Here is a 19,967-nt window from a genome sequence, read left to right on the forward strand (position 1 = left end):
AATTATGGAAAAGAAACTTTACCGGGATGAATACCGGAAGAAAATAGGCGGCGTTTGCGCCGGCCTGGCCGAGTACTTTGATATGGATGTTGCTATTATACGCGCATTATTTGTACTCACCTTTATATTTATGGGCACCGGCTTTATGGCCTATATCGTATTGTGGATAGTTATACCAAACAAAGGCGTAGGCTATTTTAACCCCAATGTTGATTATCGTGTTCCGCCGCAACAGCCTTTCGCTCCTTTTGACGCCAATAGGCCTGCAAGCCCTGGTGCTCCTTTTGAGCCGGTGTTCCCTAAAAAAACATCAACGCCTGCCGGTATCATTTTTGGATGCATCCTTATATTTTTCGGCGCAGTGTTCCTGTTTCATGAATTGGGCATCTTTCGTTTCTGGCATGTGGCAAGGCTATGGCCCGCAATCCTTGTAGTTGGTGGCCTGGCGATGATCGCATCCGGACAAAAAAGGCAGCCATGGGAAAAAGAAGGCTGGCAAAATACCACAGCTGAACCCGAAGTGAATGCAACCGAACAACCGCTGGATACAGAAGAGAAAAAAGACGATAATTTTAACAACACCCCTCCAACTATATAACCATGAAAACCGACAGACTTATTCCCGGAACAATCCTGGTATGCATAGGAGCCATATTCCTGCTCCATAACTTCCATATTTTCCATTTTCAATGGATGAATATACTTTACCTGTGGCCTATATTTTTAATTATAGGTGGCGTAAACCTGGTATTTGCGGGTAACCGGTCGCCTTTGGCAACAGTGGTAAAGCTGGCCGTAATAATTGGTGGGTTTTCACTCCTGTTATTTGGCAACTTTGGTAACCGCTATCATTTTTGGCCCAATACTTTTATCAACTTTGATGACGACCATGATAACGACAACAACAATGATAGCGACAGCACCAACACCGATCAGGGCGTGACAAAAATTGAAGGCAGCAGTGTTTTTAATAAGGATTATACCCCCGACGCTAAATTTGCCCGTTTAAATATCAATGGTGGTGCTACTACCTATACTTTAAACGATACTACCAGTCAACTATTTAAAGCAGAAACAAAAGAATTTTACGGCAAATATGAATTTAATGCCAACAAGGAAGATTCTGTATATGTATTAAACTTTAAAATGAAAGGCAACAAAGGTTGGCATTTTGACTCTGACAGTAACAAATCAAATCTGGCCAATATCAAACTAAACCCTAATCCTATCTGGGACATCTATGTTGAAACAGGCGCAACAAAATTAGATTTCGACTTAAGTAAATTTAAAATAAAAAGTGTAACTTTAAAAGGTGGTGCAGCCTCGTTTGAAGTAAAGCTTGGCGCACCGTTGGCAAGTACCAACGTAGAGGTATCCACCGGTGTATCGGAAGTTATTATAAATGTGCCTAAAGATGCCGCTTGCAGTATAAATGCCAATACAGGTTTGTCGTCAAATGAATTTGAGGGCTTTACCAAAAAGAACGACAACAGCTACGAAACCCCCGGGTTTGACGCTGCCAAAAACAAGATATACATTCACATGAATGGAGGCATATCTGATTTTAAAGTGAACCGTTATTAAACCTGCCCAACCATAACCGGGACAGAACTAATATATATTCTATTAACCGCTTCATGAAAATGAGGCGGTTTTTTTGTAGGATAGAAATTTTTAAGCGACCTGCGGATGCCAAAAAACAGTAACCTTTTTTATGTCGAATTTTTTGCGGGCCTGGGCCAGATCATAATTTTCCTGTGCGTGCAGCCAAAACTCCGGTGTTGTATTAAAAGCCGCGCTCAGGCGCAATGCCATATCTGAGCTAATGCTCTGTTTGCCATTAATTATAGCCGACAATGTTTTACGGGTTGTTCCCAGGCCGGTGGCCACCTCCTCAACTGTTAATTTTTTTCCGGTTTCTTCCCTTATCCCTTCAAGGGTTTCACGTATTAATTCGCCTGGGTGGGCTGGGTCAAACATTTGCATTTTTTTCCTCCTTGTTAATGATAATCTAAATAATCCACTTCAAAAGTGTCTTCAGCAATAAACTGAAATATAATCCGATAATTTTTATCAACTTTTACAGCCCAAAAGCCTTTCAATTCGCCGCTTAGCTGATGTAGTCCATAGCCCGGAACATTCATATCAGCTATAGTTTTTGCAGCGTTTAAACGGGTAAGGATTAATCTGATCTTACTTACGTGTTGAGCATTTAACTTTGAAGCATCCCCTTTTTCAAAAAATAGCCGCAAGCCTTTATGCCGAATGCTGATAATCATTTACAAATGTAACGAGAAACGTTTCAGGTGTCAAATCTTTTAATATTAAATATTTATCTCTCACCCCTCTGTCATTAAACCACCGCCGTATTTAAATATGTTAAATTGAAAACCATATGCTCAAAAAATAAGTTTATTTTACGGCATAATTCAACTACCATGAAACCGAACTACCTAATATTGATAATTGGCCTATTTATAACTGCACATGTGCAAGCCCAGGATGTGTTAAAAGGATCGGTTTATGAAAAAAGCAAAAACGAAAAACTGGCTAATGTTTTTGTAAAAGATGTTACCAATAAACAGATCACTATTACCGATAACAATGGCAATTTCAGCATTCGTACGGCAACGGGCCATACACTGATATTCAATGCACCGGGTTATGTATCAGACACTTTGTACATTACCGACATGAGGCCAAAACGGGTGGATATGATATCGCAAACTATATCATTAAGGCAGGTAAACGTAAGCGCTACAAAGGAAGCATTCGATCCTCGTAAAGAGTACCCCGAGGTTTACACCAAAAGCAAGGTATATGTAATGTCACCATCAACCTGGTTCAGTAAAGAGGGCAAGGATGCGCGGCGTTTAAAAAGATATTTTCAGCACGCCGAGGAAGAGCGGCAAATTGACGAAGCATTTAATGTAGATTATGTAAAAAGTGTGATACCATTACGGGGTACCGAACTGGAAAACTTCATGTCGTTATATCGCCCAAGCTATGCTTTCCTCAAAAACAACAATGCCCCAAGTATGACGGCATATATTAACGATGCCTATAAGAAATACCAGGCCTTGCCTGCCAATAAAAAAGCTTTACCTCAACTGGCACCGGCACCGGGCAGTTTGCAGTAGGCAGCCCCTCCTAAATCCTCCCCGGTAGGGAGGACTTTAAGAAGAATAAATTAAATTAGAAGTCTCCCCTACCGGGGGAGATTTAGAGGGGGCTGGCCATCAATCAACCTCCGCCGCCAAATCTCCGCTGATAATCTTTTGATACAGCAATTCTATCTGACTTTTCAATATCCTATCTTCCGAAAGCTCGGGCAGGTTATTGATGTCAAAATATTCAACATCCAACATGTCAAACCCTTTGTTGACAGCAGTTGACACTGCTTTGCAGTGAAACACCATTTTGTAAACGTAAAAGGGCTGCGGCGGGTGAGGATGCATTTTTTTGTCAAATACGGCCAATAATCTATCGGCAACTACCTCCAGCCCGGTTTCTTCTTCAAATTCTTTAACAATCACTTCTTTGGCGCTGTAACCCACATCGGCCCAGCCACCCGGCAGGCTCCACTTGCCATCGGCGCTTTCCTTAGCCAGCAATATGTTACCTTCGGCATTTAATAACATCCCACGTACATCAACCTTAGCTGTAGGGTAATCATGCGGCATCGGGAAGTTAAGCTTAATATCATCTATGCCCCAACCGGTTACGTTATCCAGCATTTCAATTGCAATATGCTGCAACTCAGCATAACGTTCAATATCATACTCGTTTTTGGCATACAACAAGCCCACATCGGCCACCGATCTCAAGCGGGTTATAAGGGTTAAAAGTTCGGTATTGTTCATCAAAGGAAATTATAAGAGAAGAAAGGTCTTGCTGAATTTATTTCAGCACCTCATATGACAGGTAGCCCACTTAATGAGTGTTTAGTACGGGAATTCCAAAGCAAGTTCGCTATAACAATGAGATGACATCTGCACATCTGAAATTTGAAATCTGCACATCTAAAGGCCTACCCCCTACCTAACAACTCATCCAGCTTATTACGCTCGGTTTGCAGCTCGCGGGCCAGTTTTTTTTCTTTTTCGTTGGCTTTGGCTTTGTAGGTTTTGTATTCCTCGTCAAGCTCATTGTACAGTTTTATGCGATATTTGGCTTCGCGGCTATGCGCGCCCGATCGGGCTATCACAATTGCAGCTGCCAGGCCAAAAACAATTACCAGGCCCCACATCATTAAATTGTAGGTGGCTTTGGTAAAACTTATGCCGACCAGGTTTATCTCATCGCGTTTGGCGTTTGATTCAGAAAGTGTTTGGCTTTTGGTGGCGACATCGCTTTTAAGACCAGTAATATCCTGTGTTTGTGCCGCCAATTTTGCCTGTGCTTCTTTAAGATTGCGGCGCTCCGTTTTTAAAGTATCCTGCAGGTTTTTCCATAAAGCCGATACCAGGGGCTGCTGGTAATGGTATAGTTTACTTAACAAATATTGGTATTGTCCGTTCAGGCTTTTGTCTTTGGCCAACGCCGAATCGGCAGCTGTAGGGCGGGGTTGATAATTATATTTCGGGGGGGTGATGGCCGGCTTAGCAGTACCTGCAGGTGCGGCCACACCATATTTCACCACAGGTTTTACAACAGCGGTTTTGGCGGCAGGTGGTTTAGCAGCAGCTTTTTTAACGGTATCCTGCGCAAAGCCCACACCGGTAAAGCCTAAAATAACGACCATTAAAACAGAGATACGGAATATAAAATGCTTGTTCATCATGTAAAATTAGGTACCTGTTATTAACAAAACAGGATTTTAATGGTTTTTATTTTATTATCCTCCATGTTTCTGATCGCTAATGTAAGGTTTCGTACGGAATTTTGCTACTCATAGTTATATTAGCGGCATGAATATAGGTATCATTGGGTTGGGCGACATGGGGCGTTTGTATGCAAAAGCTTTTGCAAAAGCAGGTTACACCGTTTGCGGCTGCGATTTACCCGAAAACCGCGAGAAGCTTGAAAACGAACTTAGCCCCTTTGGCATCACCATAATGGATAGCGCACGCGACGTATCCCGCACAAACGACCTGGTTATTTACTCGGTTGAGGCCGACAAACTGGAGCAGGTAGTGGCCGAGTGCGGTCCGCTTACCAAGTACGGCGCCATTGTTGCCGGCCAAACATCTGTTAAGCACCCCGAAATAGCCATATTTGAAAAATACCTGCCCGCCGATGTGCAAATCATTACCTTTCATGCCATGCACGGGCCGGGCTTTGAACCAAAAGGGCAAACCCTTATCCTGATTCCGCACCGCGCCAAAGCAGATGCTTACCAGCGCATGTATGATTTGTTTACAGCCATTGGCAGCGATATTGTAGAGATTGCCGATTACCACGAGCATGATAAAATTGTAGCCGATACCCAGGCCGTTACCCACGTAGGTTTTGAAAGCATGGGCACTGCCTGGAAAGCCGCCGGCTTTTTTCCCTGGGAAAACGCATCATACCTGGGCGGTATCGATAATGTAAAGATCCTGACCACGCTGCGCATTTTCAGCTATAAAGCACACGTATACGCAGGGCTGGCCATTTTAAACCCCTACGCGCGCCAGCAGGTAAAACGCTATTCTGAGTCGGAGTCGGAATTATTTAAGCTGATGATCAAAGAAGAGGCGCAAACCTTCAGGGAGCGCCTGTACAAAGCCCGCGATTTTGTTTTTCATGAAAGCCGCAAACCTATTATGCTGAGCGATACCGTGATGAAAGAGTTTTCGCTGTCGCAACATGCCGATCATCAGAAACCCAACTCGCACCTGAGTATCCTGAGCATGGTTGATGCCTGGTACCACCTGGGTGTAAACCCTTATGATAACCTCATTTGCCAAACTCCACCCTTCCGGCTGAGGCTTGGCATTGCCGAATACCTCTTTAAAAACGAAGAACTATTAGAAGAATCCATCGAAACCGCCCTGTACGATAAAACCATCCGGGGCGATGATCTGGAGTTCCATTCGGCAGTAAGGGAATGGTCGGCCATAATTGGTTACGGCGATATGGAGGGCTACAAAAAGCACTTCAACGAAGTACAATCCTTTTTTAGCCACAGGCTTGAAGAAGGCAAAGCCCAAAGCGCAGAACTGATCAGAAGGCTGATGATGGAGTAGTTTGGTTTCGGGAGGCATCATTTAACTAATAACCTATACCTGTATGCAACAATTTAAGGCTAAACTTAAGCTGATATTTCTGCCCTTTCTATATATAGGCGGTATCACTTTGGCTGCCTATACTTTTTTACATTGGTTACTGGCAATCCGGTTTAATGTTGTGAGTCTGCCCGAATGGTATATAAACTTTGCCATACCTGGCGTATTGGTATTTATCATACTTATCATTTGGTTGCGTCCACATTTAAAATTACTTAAGTATAATAACAACGGTGGGCGGAGCCCAATTGTATTCTTTATTTATATAACCGGGCTTGCGTGGGCTATACCAACGGGTATATCGCAGCAATATGTAGAAACATCTACAGGTAAGCTAACTGCCCTTGATAGTATTAGCCAGGTTAACACCCTGCCCATCACAAAATACTACACTGTTAAACAATTTTATAGCGCAAAAAAAGCTGCACACGTTAAGATAGTGTTTTCTGTTTTAGGGAAAAACAATACCGATTTTGTGATGACGGCCTACACCGCCGTGCCTCTTTTTAATCATCTTTTCCCCGATACAAACATCATAACTGCGATGCGCAAACGGGCCAACCCAAAAACGCTGGTAATCATTGATAACAAGCTAAGTACCATGCAGCGGTTAAAAAAACTGACTGCCGATTCTATAAGGTTTATGCGTTACGTAAATCCATCGCAGGTAATGCCGCAATACGGCGAGGCAGGCAAATATGGTGCATTGGCAGTAGTAACATCCAGGTATAAATTAAAAAAAGACCCGGAGCCTCAAAAAATATGGCCGGCAGCGTGGCTGGCTATCAGGTATAGTAAAACCATCAGCAACCGGCTATCGACTACCGAAAAGGATTTAAATTTCAAAGTGTTCGTGGCCAAATGCGAAGCCGATTTTAATAGCGAACCATTGGATAAATTGACGTATATGAACAGAATTACGGCTAATAATGATGACTTTAAATATTATTTTGCCGCCGTTCATTCAAGAAACGATGTTCCAGACGAAGAGCCCCTTATAGAGCCCCTTATATTTTTACCGGTACATGAACCATTCGCCAAACACAATGGCAATAAACTGTTCTGGATATTAACGTCATTTAGCATTGGAGCCACTGTATTCCTTTTGATTTTGCTTTGTTACCGACTGAAGGATGACGATAAACCCAAAAGAAAAAGGGCATCCCGTCGGGCAGTTCAAAAAGATAGGACTATGGTGGATGATCCGACTAAATCAGCTAACAATTTCAATATCCATCCTGCTGATTAACCCATCCGCAAAAGTGTAGATATGCATTACAATTCCTTCGGCAATTAATTCGCCATTTTTATCTTTAATTGTTTGCTTTACCTCAACCTGCAGGCGGCCATCGGCAAGGCCATTAAAACCAACAGGAATAACCAACGGATCAATTTCTGCCCATTGTCTTGTCCAGTAATCACGTACCTGCCTGTGCCCGTTTACGTAGCCGCCCTCCCATCCGTTGGGCCATTCAACATCGGCATCAAATAGTTTCAAAACACCGTCTATATCCCGCTTATTAAAATTGGCATAGAGTTCTTTAATATCATTTTCATGAAGCATAATACAATCGTTTTATACATGTGTTAATTGTATAGCATTTATCACCAACAAAATACTAATGACAGCGCAGCGAAATGACCAACGACTAAATTATTCACTCCGCAAACTCTTCACCGGGCTGTCCAGTGCGGCTTTTATTGTTTGGATACTGATCAGTAAGGCAGTTACCAGCGTAAGGCCCACGATAGCTGCCATGAACGGATTAAGACCGATGGTTACCCGGTAGGCATAGTCACTAAGCCAGGTGCTCATCATCCAGTAGGCCAGCGGGCAGGCAACCAGGCAGGCAATTACTATCACCCCTAAAAACTCCTGCATAAACAAACTGATGATTCCGGTAACCGACGAGCCCAATACTTTCCGGATACCTATCTCTTTGGTACGTTTCTGTATACTCAATGATATCAGTCCCAGTACACCTAATAGCACTATGATAATGGCCAATATGGTAGCTATGTAAGCTGCCTGTTTCAGTTGAATTTCTGACTGGTAAAGTTTTTTAAGGGCATCATCTACAAAACTGTATTCAAAAGGGGCGCCGGGTAATAGTTCGCTCCACTTTTTTTGCAGAGCGGTAAGGCTTTGCTGTATATCCCCTGGCTTTAGTTTTACCGAAAAATAGCGGTAATAAGTGGTATAGTTTACATTCATGAAAGTAATGGGCGGCATCAGGTCATGCATCGATCCGAAATGAAAATCGGCGGTAACACCGCAAATGGTTAACGGGATATTGCTGCCCTGCTGCATTATTTTTTGTCCGATAGCATCGCCTGGAGTTTTGTAACCCATCATTTTGGACTGCGACTCATTAATTACCACCTGCGTAGTATCTGCCGCAATAAAAACCGGCTTAAAAAAAGTACCGGCCCGCATGGGTATATTATAGGTTGCCGCGTATTGGTTATCAACCATTAAACCCGTAGCCGTAACAGATTGTGCCGGGTTGCCGCCTTGTTTATACACAGCATAATTGCCTCCATTTTGCCCGTTCGGGATATCCCACGAAAGCGACACGCTATTTACCTGGGGCATTTGCGCCAGCTGTTCTCTTACAGATTCCATTTTTTGCACACCTTTTACCGACCAATCTCTTGGCAACTGGGCATACACCACATAATCTTTACTATATCCCAGCCTGCCGTTAAAAAACAGGTTAATTTGCTGCGAAACAATAAGCGCCCCGATGAATACAATGGCTGCCGTACCAAATTGGAAACCCACCAATGTTTTACGAAACAGCACACTTTCCTTTGCCGATGCCAGCTTACCCTTTAACGAATCGATAGATTTTAGAGCCGATAGCACCAGCGCCGGGTAAATGCCGGCCACTATCCCAACCAATACTGCAAATAAAACGGGTATCGCCATAAAATACCAGGGGAAAGCAAAAAGCCCGTTGATCTGTCCGCCCAACACGTTACTAAAATATGGCCTGCAAAGCGTATAAAACACCAATGCAATAACTGTAGCTATTAAAACCATCAGCACCGACTCAGTTAAAAACTGCCGGATAAGCTGGCCGCGCAACCCACCCAACACCTTACGGATGCCCATCTCCTTCATCCGGCCCGAAGAGCGGCCGATACAGATATTTACAAAATTAATAATAGCCATCAACAAGATAAACAAGGCAATGTAGCCCAGGGTGTAACACATCCGTTTGGCAGCGCCACCCCAGCCGTCCAGGTAATAATCCTTCAGCGGAACGGCAATGTTTGTAAGGCTTTTACTGATATCGGCCGGCGCATTGCGCTTCAGCAAATCGCGCAGGGGCTGCTCCAGGTCTTTGGCGGTAACGCCGTCCTTCAGCTCAACATAGCCTACCGTGCTAAAGTTTGTCCAGCCTTCCAGGTTACGTTTAAAAAACCTGGCAGCGGCTGCCGTAAAAAAGAAATCAGAATTATTGTTCTGATCAAGGTTGGTTACCGAATTTTTGGGCATGTCGCCAAGTACACCGCTGATGGTAAAATCGTGCTTTTCGCCACCAAAACTTTCAAAGTTGATGGTTTGGCCAACCACATTAAGTTTGCCAAAATATTTCAGGGCCATTTTTTGGGTAAGTACCACGGCAAAAGGATCATTCAGTGCTGTTGTGGCGTCGCTATAAAGCAATTTAAAGCCGTACATATTAAAAAATGTACTATCGCCCAACTGGAGGCTCTCCCTGAAATGTTTATCGCCTTTTGATACGTTGGTAGTTACACCATCAAAATGGTAATAATTGGCAACCAAGTCAGGGTAATTATCATGCAAAGCCTGGGGCATTTGCCCTGCCGAAGCAATTTCATTTCCCTGCCCCGCATCTTTCCACTTGCTGGTTAAAATGTACTGGTTCCTGAAATTTTTTAGCTGGTGGTTTACCTGCACTTGCCCCCATATATATGCGCCTATAAGCATAGTAAAAGCTATTCCCACAGCAAGCCCGAATACGTTGATTATTGAGAATACCTTATTTTTCCAAAGGTTACGCCAGGCCAGTTTAAAGTAGTTTTTCAGCATAAGGTTTGTTTTATCATATAAAGATAATTTGATTGTACGAGGTAAGCGGGAGTGTTAACATTATTTAACATGTTAGTTCATTGGTTCACTGGTTAATTAGTTCATTGGTATTTGCATGCGGCATCTGGTTAGGTATGTTATGGCGCAATGCATCAATCTTGATACATAATACTAACGACTTGATACTTCAGTATTAAAATACCTAAATTTACTAAACCCATTTCCCGCATTGGCCACCATACAAGACCAATGAACTAATGAACCAGTGAACCAATGAACTAACATGGAACGCCGTAAATTTTTAACCACAACAGCCCTTACCGCGGGCGCAATTGCTTTATTTGGAAAAAGAAGCCTGGCCGCTTTGCTGCAGGACCCTGCCTTTCAGTTTAAAACCCTGCGTGGTAATGTAGGCATGTTTGCCGAAAAGGGCGGCACCATTGCCTGGCTGGTAAATAAAGAAGGTATCGTAGTGGTTGATGCTGAGTTCCCCGAACAGGCTACTCATGTTATTGCCGAACTGAAAAAGAAATCAGACAAACCCTTCCAATGGCTCATTAACACCCACCACCACGGCGATCATACCAGCGGTAACATCTCTTTTAAAGGCATTGCAGCCAATGTAGCAGCGCATGCCAATTCGCTTACCAATCAAAAAGCCGCCGCGGCTAAACAAAATAACGACGACAAACAGCTTTACCCCAATATTACCTACACCGATAAATGGAAAACAAAAGTAGGCGACGAGCACATTACCGCGCATTACTTTGGCGCAGGGCACACCAATGGCGATAGTTTTATCCATTTTGAAAATGCTAACGTAGTACACACCGGCGATTTGGTTTTTAACCGCCGTTTCCCCTTTGTTGATCGTAGCGCCGGTGCATCGTGCAAAAGCTGGATAACCACGCTGGAGGCAGCCACCAAACAGTTTGATAAAAACACCATATTCGTTTTTGGCCACGCACTTGATCCGCTGAAGGTAACCGGCAATATAGATGATGTAAAAGCCATGCAACATTTTATGGAAAGCCTGGTAACCTATGTGGGTAGCAGTATTAAAGCGGGCAAATCAAAAGACGAGATCATGGCCGCCAAAACTATCCCCGGCGCACCCGAGTGGCAAGGCGACGGCATTGAACGGGGATTAACAGCCGCTTATGAAGAGTTAAGCTAAGCCCCCCGGCTCCCTAAAGGTGGGGTGAAAGATACCGAAAGCACTTAACGTACCCACCAGTTGTTGACCAGGTTTAGCTCTTCTTTGGCCCTGGATACGGCGGTATACCACCAGTTACACAACTCGGGGTAAGGCATGGCGTACATGCTTTTTTCAAGGAAAAGGTACACCTTTGCCCATTCCCCACCCTGGGCTTTGTGGCAGGTAACCGCGTAGCCATAGCTGGCTTTAAGGCAGTTAATGTACTCATTGGGTTAACATAACTTAACACATTTCAGATAAAATATTTATAAATATTTGATAATCAATATTTTATATTTTATCATGGTTAACACTAAAACGGTTGCGTAATTTAGGCACATCCAAATACATGTGCCTGTTGTTGACTAATAAAAGGCCTTTCGGTAGCCGGATCATGTAACCAGGATCAGCCAATAAAACAAGGAGTTTGATGCTTATATCTTCCCTGCGCCATAAGCCCATGCCATTAGCTATTTAGATGCGTTTGCTTTGTCTAACCCGCTTTCGTGCGGGGGGCTGTTCTTTGCTTGTAATCATTACAAATATACCCATCCTTTTTATATTCTCAGATGCCTCTTAAACCCACAATAAATAGCTAAAAAAAAGCTATTTATTGCTGATTTTTCAACAAAAAAGTTGTATTTATTGCAATAAATGATACAAAAATTCACACAAAAAACAGAAGTAAAATTCCATGTAAATTTTCTTGAAAACGCAGCCTGCAAAACCAGTAATCTCCGGCTTTAAAATTGCAATATGTGGCTGAAATTCCCGAAGGCTAAAACCATTCGAAGGGCCGGAGGTATACTCCAGTCAGCGCAGGCTATAAAAAGCGCGGTAATACCCTGATCAAAAGTCTTAATTCCTGACGCTAATCTCCTGACTCTCCTCCCCCGTCACTTTTTGCAAGCTTAATATAAATTCTATTTGCCGCTCCAGGTGGCCGGTTAATGTTTCCCATTCGCTAAATCGATCCCTCCCCAATAAAACCTGTTTAGTATCCGTATTGAAGTACCCAGCACTTTGCGGCAGCTGCGCCGAGCCGGCAACCTGTATGCTAATCACCTGTTTACTCAGCTTATCGAAAAAGGAAATGGTTTGGCGTGGGGGCATGTTTTTAAAGGTATAATCAAAGGTAAGCACTTTAAGTAAATTTTAGGGATAGACGTCGGAATACCTGTAAACATGGCGCTAAACCAAATAATGCGTGCAGGCAAGTTAAACACAACGGCATTCCCGATGGTAAAATCGCGCTCAAAAATCACGGCATAACAGATGGTTGCTGGGCCAACATAAACGCTATCCTGCCTGCATTGCCAATGGTATCCCTGTCGGCAGTTAAAGCCGCGCCCACAAACCGTTGATAGCTTACTACATTTTTGTTATCGCCCGGCAGTATCTTTACTGTTTCTAACGAGCTTATGGCTCCCGGAATTTTGGCGCCAAACCAGTGTTCGTCCTCCTTTTGCTTCCAGGTAATGAGGGTGAGCTCTTCCCCGGCAGTGGGCCTGGTTCTGCCTTGCAGGCTTTGCAGGGCGGCCGCGTTACCATACAGGGTGGCCATGGTATGCTGCCTGTTATTGATAAACGACGCGATCACTTTAAGGCCTTTATCAGATATGGTGTGTGCTGCCGGCAACGATGCATCCGCATTGAGCAAACGCTCAGCTGGGGTTGGCGACTGGCATCCTGCAAAAAGCAAACCCAGGGCCACTATTAAAATGCTTAATTTTTTCATCTGTTTAATTTTTAACCGGCAGGGTAAATACCAAATCGTTATTACTCATGGGCTTGTGGCAGCTTACGCACTCATTGGCAAAAAGCGCAGTTTTACCATAGGGCACCAATTTAAGGGTTTTAAAACGGGCAAAGCCCCAGCCTTTGGTGGTTGCGTACTTCTGGTCGTCCTTAATCATATATTCAACTTGTTTAAAGGCTCCGGTGCGCACGTTGCCGTCTTTATCCTGTAATTTATCCCAGGCCACTTTGGCAAATATGGTACCGTTTGGCCATGGGTTAACCTGGTGGTTTTTAACGGCTTTAATGGCTACATCGTTACCAAAAATCACGCGCATGGTGCCGTTGTCAAACCTATCCGATGTGGTAACCACCTGCCAGTTTTTATAATCGGGAATATAGCTGATACCATTTAATGCTTCAGGCAAATTGTGGCCGGCTGCCGCTATTGGGGCAAGCTGTTTTACCTGCTTAAATAGCGCGTTGGTTTGGGCGGTATCGGCCGGCTTATCATGCACCATAGCGGCAAGATAGTTTTTCAATACAGCTATATCATCCCCGGAAACTTTTGCGTCGGGGTGCACAAAGGCGTAGCTTTTAATTGGCATGGCCCCTGCAATAATTTGATTAACCGCCTCCCAAAGTTTGGCCTTTTGGTCGGCCGGGGCCAGGCTGCCCCAGTCGGAAAAGTTGAGCACCTTGCGGCCATCCTTTACGTGCGCGGCAACCTGCCAGTAAACCGGTTGTATCTTATCGTACCAGCGCAGGTTGGTTTGGTTGGAGTGGCAATCGTAACAAGCCCTTACCAATATATTCTTCACATCGGCCGGAGCCTCAAAATCCTTTTTTACCGGCGGGTTGGGTAGCGCCGGCCTTATTGATTGCATTACCAAAAAGATAATGAGCAATACCCCCAGTGGCACCAGCAGCTTTTTAAATCCTTTGTTTTTCATAGCGTTGTAGCTTTAACAAATATAAAGTAAGTTACAAGTTTTCAACGGCAAACCGATGGTAGCGGCGTAAAGGGGGGGGGGGTAAACCCGGCAATGGCCGGGGCAAGGGTTTACGGCGATATCTTTTCTTACCCAGGGCGGGAACATTTTTTCCAAAAAAGGCAACATTTTCCATCGTGTGGAAAATGGGCATGGTTAAAAATGCCGTTTCGAGCATCTACAGGCAGTTTTTACCTGTTGGCACCGGGTTTGAATACCTGTTTATATTCTTTTCATAGTAAGAATGTTTTCATAGGTTTAGGTTAAGCCGCAAATACCGCGAGGGTGTTTGCGGCTTTTTTTCTTCCATGCCTTGGCATTATTTATTGCTTTCCATTTGCTAAACCGATCCTGGCCGATAATACATGATCGGCACCGGTATTAAAAGATATTTGAACAGCGATGCGTAGGTTCATCAGCTCAAAACTCAACCTCCTGCAACAAAAAGTATTAACTTTTAATTCCTGGCTCTTGGTTCTTTTCCAAAAAAGATATCCTGTCAAAGCTGATCCCGCCTCTTACTTCCAGTTCGAGTTTTTGTTCGCGGATGAGAATTGGCGGCTGCCTTACATATTGTTTAAAGCCCGCCGATTTGAAAGTCATTTCCCCGTTTATCATCACCATATCCCAATCATATTCGAATTCCCTGCCCAGGTATTCGGCGGCTATGGTTGCCTGGGGGTTTTCCCTTTGGATAAAATCTATGATAGGTTGCTGGCCTTCTAATTCAATTTCAACCTGCCGTACGTTTTCGAATACTAAGGTGCAGGGAGTAATCCAAAACTTATAATACTTGCTTCCTTTTTTGGGTTGCACCCATTCAAATATATAGTCGATATCCAGGGATAATTCGTAGTCGTCGTTGAAACAGAAGGAATGGATAGGGCAGTCGTGCCAGTTCATGTTGTCGAAGTCGGCATCTGTGAACAGGTATTTTTCTAATGGATAGGCGACTGGCATAGTTGAATAAGGTGGCGTGTAAAATAATGATTGATGTTGCCAAGATAAGCAATAAGTTGGTTATCAACTTAAAGAGCTGCCTTTGAATGAGTTCGAAGTATTATGGGCCAGCGTTATATAAAAGAATCATAGCTTCGGCCGGTATGTTAGCCACGTTTTTTTACATTATTTAGTTGTAACCGACAACATCGGCCCGCTCAGTTGCCGCGGGAGGGCTGTTAGTTTTTCGCTGTTGTTTATTTTTGTTGGAGCTCAAGAGGGCTTCGCCGTTTGAAGCCGCAAAGTAACCAAACGGCTGTCAGCAGAAAGGCTTCTTTGCCGCACGGGCCATTGCCCTGCAAAACGGCCAAAACCTGGGCTGGAATTATTTTGCCCCTAAGCTCCTGCCCCCGCACCGCAAAAACTTCCTATGCCCTGCAACCGCACAGGCCACCACTGTTTTGGCCGTTTTCGCCCGAAGCTGCTCTGCTGACGGGAAGGGAACACGAAAGCTTTCGACATCGTCCCGAAGGATTATAAAATCTTTCGCTATGCATTCTGTTGATTCTTTAATTCTGTGAACGGCGCAGCCCTCTTGAACACCTTTGAAAAATCATTTACATGTGAAAAATTCTGATTCAGACAGCAGCATTTTTTTTTACTTCCCTTATTATTTACCACCCAGTTCGGCAATGCGGTTTGCCGCGTTTTTATTTTCGGGGTTTAAAGTCAACGATTGGCGATAGCTTAACAAGGCCTCTTTTTTGTTGCCGGTAAGTTCCTGTATTTCGCCTAAACTGTCGTAAGCGTTGGCACTTTTGGGAAACAGCGTTGTATTCAGTTTAAAAACATACAGGGCTTCGGCAGCTTTCTTCTGGCCCAGTAACTGGTAGCCCCAGGCATTCAGTTCCTGCTCATTTAACGTGAATAATGGGTCGGCCTGTTTCAATCCCGCAGTAACCTTATTTGCGTTGGCAAAACCTTGTTTTAAAAGGGCGGTTCTTAGTTTTTTTACATTTTCGGGCAGCCCAAAGCCATTTGCTTCGTGCATATCAGGTATATAATATCCGGCTATTTCATCAATAAACCTATCCGGATTGCCTCCCATTAAATTGGTGAGCACCACGATGGACAGGTCATCCTTTAAATAAACAAATAAAGCCGAACGGCCGCCACCCACCGGCCCAACTGCCGGATGCTCCTTCCGGGTTACCGTTGGCCATCCAAGGGCATAACCGTTTGTAAGTTTGTTAAAACCGCCAATCTTCCCATTGTTCAATATCGCCGGGGTCCACATAATGGCTATACTATTTTGCTGTTTCAGCAGTCGGCCCGTTTTTAAAGCGATGATCCAGTTAGCCATATCCGTGGCTGTAGATTGTATGCCGGCAGCAGTACGGAAAAATACCGGGAACTGCATATAGCCTATCCCCGGCACCTTGTTCCGCACAAAATCGTTGCCCACCTGCCTGGTCATGGTATAAGCGCCTGCATAATTAGGAATCACATCATACGAGTCGCCAAAGCGGGTCAGGTTCATGCCGGCTACTTTGAATTGTCTTTCTTCGATGAATTTTGTGAAATGCATGCCGCTTAGTTTGGTAATAATCTGGCCCAGCAGCACATACCCGGTTTGATTATACTGAAATTTTTCGCCCACACTGAATTCCATTGGCAGCGCTTTTACTTTTTGCATCGCTTCGCTTTCGTCGTTATGGCCCAACACCTGTTCTTCCGCGTCGAGCATATCCGGCAGGCCCGAAATATGGGTTAACACTTGTTGCAGCATAATGCCCTGCCATTTTGGGGGCAGGCTATCCAGGTAGCGCGACAATGGCGCGTTAATATCCAGTTTCCCTTCTTCGGCCAGCTGCATTACCGCAACACCCGTAAAGGCTTTGGTTATCGAATTGACCGAAAAAATGGTTTTATCGGTGGCCGGTATGTTATTTTCCAGGTTGGCAATACCATAGGTTTTGTTTTTAACAATTTTTCCATCGCGTACTACAGCCACCTGCAAAGCAGGTATGTGCAAGCGCTGCATTTTACTTTGCAAAAACAGATCGATACTATCGGGCGCGGAAACGTCCTGTGCTGATGCCAAAAGGGTGACGAATAAGGAACAGAAAACAAAAACAGCAGTTTTAAAATTCATGTGATATGTAGATGGTTAACGTAGATTTAGAGCTAAACATAGCGCTTTTGTTACCCAAGAACCGCTGCAAATAAAATTGTTTATGCATAAAGCCTGTAGATGGCTGATGCAAAGCCAAATAATTTTCAGCTATTCCGGGCTGTTAAAACCCTTAGCGGAGTAGACACTATAGCTTCGGCTGGTATGTTAGCCGCGTTTTTTTAACATTATTTAGTTGTAACCGACAACATCGGCCCGCTCAGTTGCCGCGGGAGGGCTGTTAGTTTTTCGCTGTTGTTTATTTTTGTTGGGGCTCAAGAGGGCTTCGCCGTTTGAAGCCGCAAAGTAACCAAACGGCTGTCAGCAGAAAGGCTTCTTTGCCGCACGGGCCTTTGCCCTGCAAAACGGCCAAAACCTGGGCTGGAATTATTTTGCCCCGAAGCTCACGCCCTCCCCTGCCGCAAAAACTTCCTATGCCCTGCAACCGCACAGGCCACCATTGTTTTGGCCGTTTTCGCCCGAAGCTGCTCTGCTGACCGGAAGGGAACACGAGAGCTTCCGACATCCTCGCGGAGGGTTATAAAATCTTTCGCTATGCATGCTGTTGATTCTTTAATTCTGTGAATTCTGATTCAGACAATTAACCCCGCCGCAAAAACTTCCTATGCCCTTCAACCGCACAGGCCACCATCGTTTTGGCCGTTTTCGCCCGAAGCTGCCCTGCTGACACTTCACGGAAAACGAGAGCCAATCGTTTATCACAGAAATATGAGTTAAGTCAGGTGCAATTCAATCTCGTTCTTAAGTAAACGGTTAATAAAAAAAGAGCCGTAGGTTCGGCCAATATTGTAGCCACGGGTTTTAACCCATGGTAAACTAAACAGCAGGTAAATGAGTGCCATAGGCACGGCCCATATATCGGGCCTATCGACTAATCACAAGATGTTTACAAAAAAAGTCTTATCTCTTGATTCTAATCTCTTGACTCTTTTTCCCCAGGGCGTTTCCCCAACCGGTAGAAGTTGGGGCCGGGTCATCCGCTCATACTGCACAGGGCCTTAGGCGCGGGCTGGTATCCGCTGCTACCCCTAACGCAGGTTGGGGGTATACAAAAACACCCGGATGAAATTAACATCCGCGTGTTGCATATTCATTACTTAGCATGGCGTTTACCTATCACCGGGCCACAAGGCTGGAGCCTTGCGGCAGCGAAAAGACCTTGCGGTAGCTGGGGGGATGCCCCCCTGCGACAGGGGAAGTGCGCAAGCTATTAATAGTAAGTAAAATACGGTGAAAACACCTATTGCATTATCGATATATTAATCCAATATTACGCAATTATTAAACCTGACCTATTTTATCATGTCAAAATTTTATCGAGAATCTTTGGAGCGTCAAGAATTAATTGACGACAATATATTGGTTACAGTCAAAAAGACTCTTAAGCTTATTGAAAACAGTGAGTTCTATAAAGAGTTAGTCGCACTTTTTAAGATAGATGAGCAATCGAATGAATCAATTCCAATACTCGGATTAAACAAATTGATAAATTCTATAATTTATAAAGATGGCCAGTACGAAAAATTTGATTTTCCGGTAAATCTTTGCGATGTATCTCTGAATAGGTTTACAGATAGTGGTTCTATTATCTTAAATATATTAATTGATAAAAGCGAAGTTCAAACGGAAAAAAGTAAAATACTTCTTGCTGAGACCGCATACAATGCCAAAAGTGATTACTTTGAGAGTGCTTATAAATTAGATCAATTCGCAAAGTTTTGTTTCAAGGAGCGACATACAAAGTTACTACAAGATAATATTAGAATCTTAAATGAGCACTATCAAAATTCTAATGATTATAATCGAAATTTTAGGGTGCTTAAAACTTCAGATGGTGAATATTTTGTTAGAGCGATAACATCTACAACTCATTATAATAACTATGGGATAAGGTTTGCCTTATTCACGGCAACGCTTTCTCTTAAAAACTTAATGACGACTCAAGGTTGGGAATTCAGAGTTAACCGTGCTGAATATGACGAATCTCATATAAAAGTATTCTTTGAAAAGGTTGGAACCAAATTCATTAAAGGTATTGGCACGATAAAATATATTATTGAAATGTCAAATGATGAAATTAAACGTGAGGCAATGAAGTTTTCAGCAGTATACTCAATTTTATCAGAGGATTATGAGATATATGTCAAACCCGAGAAGTTAAAAACAGAGTTGATTTCTATCCAACATAATTTTAACCCTTCAACTGTATTTGCTCATTTATCTACTATGAATGAATTTATTACAAAATCTGAATCAGAGATCATGGAGGATATTGGAGAATTAAATAATATTAACAACCCTGATGAATTGAGGTACTTATTATTGAGAAAAGTAGAGCTTACAAAAAACAATGAAATCAAGCAGGAACGGGCAGGTTTGACTAAGTTACTTCAAGTGAAAATAAATACTATATCTGAATTGCTGAGTTTAATGGGTAAAGTAGATTTGATAGTGTCGGACTTAGAAACGAAAGAGTATTTAAGATACTTGTTTTATGACGTTTTAAATAAACGCAAATAGAATTTAATTACTAATTTATTTGGTTTGAAATGCTACCCCGATTTAGCGCAAGTCTTACGTAAAGGGCTGCGGGGGGATGACTTGTGATCGATATAAGGTCAGGGATTTTTTTTTA

At 43.5% G+C, this 19,967-nt stretch carries 20 protein-coding genes; 7 read left to right on the top strand and 13 right to left on the bottom strand.

Annotated elements, in window-relative coordinates:
- Nucleotides 1-4: 4 nt before the first annotated feature.
- Both FSB76_RS07215 and FSB76_RS07220 read left to right on the top strand, forming a co-directional pair.
- Nucleotides 5-598, top strand: a complete 594-nt coding sequence (locus tag FSB76_RS07215) for a PspC domain-containing protein (protein ID WP_147052941.1) — start codon at nt 5-7, stop codon at nt 596-598.
- Between the two features lie 2 nt (nt 599-600).
- Entirely contained in the window at nt 601-1,584 is a 984-nt protein-coding gene (locus FSB76_RS07220) for a LiaI-LiaF-like domain-containing protein (protein WP_147052942.1), read from the top strand.
- Nucleotides 1,585-1,674: 90 nt separating this feature from the next.
- On the opposite strand, the gene FSB76_RS07225 is transcribed toward FSB76_RS07220, so the two are convergent.
- Together FSB76_RS07225 and FSB76_RS07230 are read right to left on the bottom strand one after the other, a co-directional pair.
- Nucleotides 1,675-1,986, bottom strand: a complete 312-nt coding sequence (locus tag FSB76_RS07225; protein ID WP_147052943.1) for a HigA family addiction module antitoxin — start codon at nt 1,984-1,986, stop codon at nt 1,675-1,677.
- Nucleotides 1,987-2,000: 14 nt separating this feature from the next.
- Nucleotides 2,001-2,279, bottom strand: a complete 279-nt coding sequence (locus FSB76_RS07230) for a type II toxin-antitoxin system RelE/ParE family toxin (protein WP_147052944.1) — start codon at nt 2,277-2,279, stop codon at nt 2,001-2,003.
- 159 nt (nt 2,280-2,438) lie between these two features.
- On the opposite strand from FSB76_RS07230, the gene FSB76_RS07235 reads away from it, so the two are divergent.
- Entirely contained in the window at nt 2,439-3,140 is a 702-nt protein-coding gene (locus tag FSB76_RS07235; protein ID WP_147052945.1) for a carboxypeptidase-like regulatory domain-containing protein, read from the top strand.
- Between the two features lie 99 nt (nt 3,141-3,239).
- On the opposite strand, the gene FSB76_RS07240 is transcribed toward FSB76_RS07235, so the two are convergent.
- Both FSB76_RS07240 and FSB76_RS07245 read right to left on the bottom strand, forming a co-directional pair.
- The gene (locus FSB76_RS07240; protein ID WP_147052946.1) at nt 3,240-3,863 is read right to left on the bottom strand and encodes an NUDIX hydrolase; all 624 of its coding nucleotides are present in this window, start codon (nt 3,861-3,863) and stop codon (nt 3,240-3,242) included.
- Nucleotides 3,864-4,030: 167 nt separating this feature from the next.
- On the bottom strand, nt 4,031-4,783 hold the full coding sequence (locus FSB76_RS07245) for a hypothetical protein (protein ID WP_147052947.1): 753 nt from the start codon (nt 4,781-4,783) through the stop codon (nt 4,031-4,033).
- Nucleotides 4,784-4,910: 127 nt separating this feature from the next.
- Between FSB76_RS07245 and FSB76_RS07250 the strand changes: the two genes are divergently transcribed.
- Nucleotides 4,911-6,170 (top strand): prephenate dehydrogenase, encoded by a 1,260-nt coding sequence (locus FSB76_RS07250; RefSeq protein ID WP_147052948.1) that lies wholly within the window; start codon nt 4,911-4,913, stop codon nt 6,168-6,170.
- Nucleotides 6,171-6,213: 43 nt separating this feature from the next.
- Nucleotides 6,214-7,458 carry a hypothetical protein gene (locus FSB76_RS07255; protein WP_147052949.1) on the top strand — a complete coding sequence of 415 codons (1,245 nt, stop codon included), beginning with the start codon at nt 6,214-6,216 and terminating at the stop codon, nt 7,456-7,458.
- Here FSB76_RS07255 and FSB76_RS07260 read toward each other — a convergent pair.
- Nucleotides 7,423-7,773: a nuclear transport factor 2 family protein gene (locus FSB76_RS07260; protein WP_147052950.1), complete on the bottom strand. Its 351-nt coding sequence runs from the start codon at nt 7,771-7,773 to the stop codon at nt 7,423-7,425. The genes FSB76_RS07255 and FSB76_RS07260 overlap by 36 nt on opposite strands.
- Before the next feature lie 90 nt (nt 7,774-7,863).
- Nucleotides 7,864-10,272, bottom strand: a complete 2,409-nt coding sequence (locus FSB76_RS07265; RefSeq protein WP_147052951.1) for an ABC transporter permease — start codon at nt 10,270-10,272, stop codon at nt 7,864-7,866.
- A 283-nt stretch (nt 10,273-10,555) separates the two neighbouring features.
- Here FSB76_RS07265 and FSB76_RS07270 point away from each other — a divergent pair, with 283 nt between their 5' ends.
- On the top strand, nt 10,556-11,449 hold the full coding sequence (locus FSB76_RS07270; RefSeq protein WP_147052952.1) for an MBL fold metallo-hydrolase: 894 nt from the start codon (nt 10,556-10,558) through the stop codon (nt 11,447-11,449).
- Nucleotides 11,450-11,493: 44 nt separating this feature from the next.
- Here FSB76_RS07270 and FSB76_RS07275 read toward each other — a convergent pair whose 3' ends face one another.
- The 7 genes from FSB76_RS07275 to FSB76_RS32685 all read right to left on the bottom strand — a co-directional run bounded on the left by FSB76_RS07275 (nt 11,494) and on the right by FSB76_RS32685 (nt 18,174).
- Entirely contained in the window at nt 11,494-11,691 is a 198-nt protein-coding gene (locus tag FSB76_RS07275) for an ATP-binding domain-containing protein (RefSeq protein WP_147052953.1), read from the bottom strand.
- A gap of 637 nt (nt 11,692-12,328) precedes the next feature.
- Complete coding sequence (locus tag FSB76_RS07280; protein WP_147052954.1) at nt 12,329-12,583, bottom strand: hypothetical protein; 255 nt, start codon at nt 12,581-12,583, stop codon at nt 12,329-12,331.
- Between the two features lie 148 nt (nt 12,584-12,731).
- A complete protein-coding gene (locus FSB76_RS07285) occupies nt 12,732-13,208 on the bottom strand; it encodes a hypothetical protein (RefSeq protein WP_147052955.1) in 477 nt (158 codons plus the stop codon).
- 4 nt (nt 13,209-13,212) lie between these two features.
- Nucleotides 13,213-14,160, bottom strand: coding sequence for a heme-binding domain-containing protein (locus tag FSB76_RS07290; protein ID WP_147052956.1), 948 nt, complete (start codon nt 14,158-14,160; stop codon nt 13,213-13,215).
- Nucleotides 14,161-14,649: 489 nt separating this feature from the next.
- Nucleotides 14,650-15,159: a hypothetical protein gene (locus FSB76_RS32340; protein ID WP_192910133.1), complete on the bottom strand. Its 510-nt coding sequence runs from the start codon at nt 15,157-15,159 to the stop codon at nt 14,650-14,652.
- A gap of 649 nt (nt 15,160-15,808) precedes the next feature.
- Nucleotides 15,809-17,293 (bottom strand): serine hydrolase domain-containing protein, encoded by a 1,485-nt coding sequence (locus tag FSB76_RS07300; protein ID WP_147052957.1) that lies wholly within the window; start codon nt 17,291-17,293, stop codon nt 15,809-15,811.
- A gap of 752 nt (nt 17,294-18,045) precedes the next feature.
- Nucleotides 18,046-18,174: a hypothetical protein gene (locus FSB76_RS32685; protein WP_262713505.1), complete on the bottom strand. Its 129-nt coding sequence runs from the start codon at nt 18,172-18,174 to the stop codon at nt 18,046-18,048.
- A gap of 460 nt (nt 18,175-18,634) precedes the next feature.
- Here FSB76_RS32685 and FSB76_RS07305 point away from each other — a divergent pair, with 460 nt between their 5' ends.
- Nucleotides 18,635-19,852 carry a hypothetical protein gene (locus tag FSB76_RS07305; protein WP_147052958.1) on the top strand — a complete coding sequence of 406 codons (1,218 nt, stop codon included), beginning with the start codon at nt 18,635-18,637 and terminating at the stop codon, nt 19,850-19,852.
- The last annotated feature ends 115 nt before the right edge of the window (nt 19,853-19,967 follow it).

Source organism: Mucilaginibacter ginsenosidivorax (assembly GCF_007971525.1).
In the GTDB taxonomy this organism is placed as follows: Bacteria; Bacteroidota; Bacteroidia; order Sphingobacteriales; family Sphingobacteriaceae; genus Mucilaginibacter; species Mucilaginibacter ginsenosidivorax.

Coding starts and splice junctions, on each gene's coding strand:
- FSB76_RS07215 (WP_147052941.1), top strand. CDS start 5: ATGGAAAAGAAACTTTACCGGGATGAATACCGGAAGAAAATAGGCGGC.
- FSB76_RS07220 (WP_147052942.1), top strand. CDS start 601: ATGAAAACCGACAGACTTATTCCCGGAACAATCCTGGTATGCATAGGA.
- FSB76_RS07225 (WP_147052943.1), bottom strand. CDS start 1,986: ATGCAAATGTTTGACCCAGCCCACCCAGGCGAATTAATACGTGAAACC.
- FSB76_RS07230 (WP_147052944.1), bottom strand. CDS start 2,279: ATGATTATCAGCATTCGGCATAAAGGCTTGCGGCTATTTTTTGAAAAA.
- FSB76_RS07235 (WP_147052945.1), top strand. CDS start 2,439: ATGAAACCGAACTACCTAATATTGATAATTGGCCTATTTATAACTGCA.
- FSB76_RS07240 (WP_147052946.1), bottom strand. CDS start 3,863: ATGAACAATACCGAACTTTTAACCCTTATAACCCGCTTGAGATCGGTG.
- FSB76_RS07245 (WP_147052947.1), bottom strand. CDS start 4,783: ATGATGAACAAGCATTTTATATTCCGTATCTCTGTTTTAATGGTCGTT.
- FSB76_RS07250 (WP_147052948.1), top strand. CDS start 4,911: ATGAATATAGGTATCATTGGGTTGGGCGACATGGGGCGTTTGTATGCA.
- FSB76_RS07255 (WP_147052949.1), top strand. CDS start 6,214: ATGCAACAATTTAAGGCTAAACTTAAGCTGATATTTCTGCCCTTTCTA.
- FSB76_RS07260 (WP_147052950.1), bottom strand. CDS start 7,773: ATGCTTCATGAAAATGATATTAAAGAACTCTATGCCAATTTTAATAAG.
- FSB76_RS07265 (WP_147052951.1), bottom strand. CDS start 10,272: ATGCTGAAAAACTACTTTAAACTGGCCTGGCGTAACCTTTGGAAAAAT.
- FSB76_RS07270 (WP_147052952.1), top strand. CDS start 10,556: ATGGAACGCCGTAAATTTTTAACCACAACAGCCCTTACCGCGGGCGCA.
- FSB76_RS07280 (WP_147052954.1), bottom strand. CDS start 12,583: ATGCCCCCACGCCAAACCATTTCCTTTTTCGATAAGCTGAGTAAACAG.
- FSB76_RS07285 (WP_147052955.1), bottom strand. CDS start 13,208: ATGAAAAAATTAAGCATTTTAATAGTGGCCCTGGGTTTGCTTTTTGCA.
- FSB76_RS07290 (WP_147052956.1), bottom strand. CDS start 14,160: ATGAAAAACAAAGGATTTAAAAAGCTGCTGGTGCCACTGGGGGTATTG.
- FSB76_RS32340 (WP_192910133.1), bottom strand. CDS start 15,159: ATGCCAGTCGCCTATCCATTAGAAAAATACCTGTTCACAGATGCCGAC.
- FSB76_RS07300 (WP_147052957.1), bottom strand. CDS start 17,293: ATGAATTTTAAAACTGCTGTTTTTGTTTTCTGTTCCTTATTCGTCACC.
- FSB76_RS32685 (WP_262713505.1), bottom strand. CDS start 18,174: ATGGCACTCATTTACCTGCTGTTTAGTTTACCATGGGTTAAAACCCGT.
- FSB76_RS07305 (WP_147052958.1), top strand. CDS start 18,635: ATGTCAAAATTTTATCGAGAATCTTTGGAGCGTCAAGAATTAATTGAC.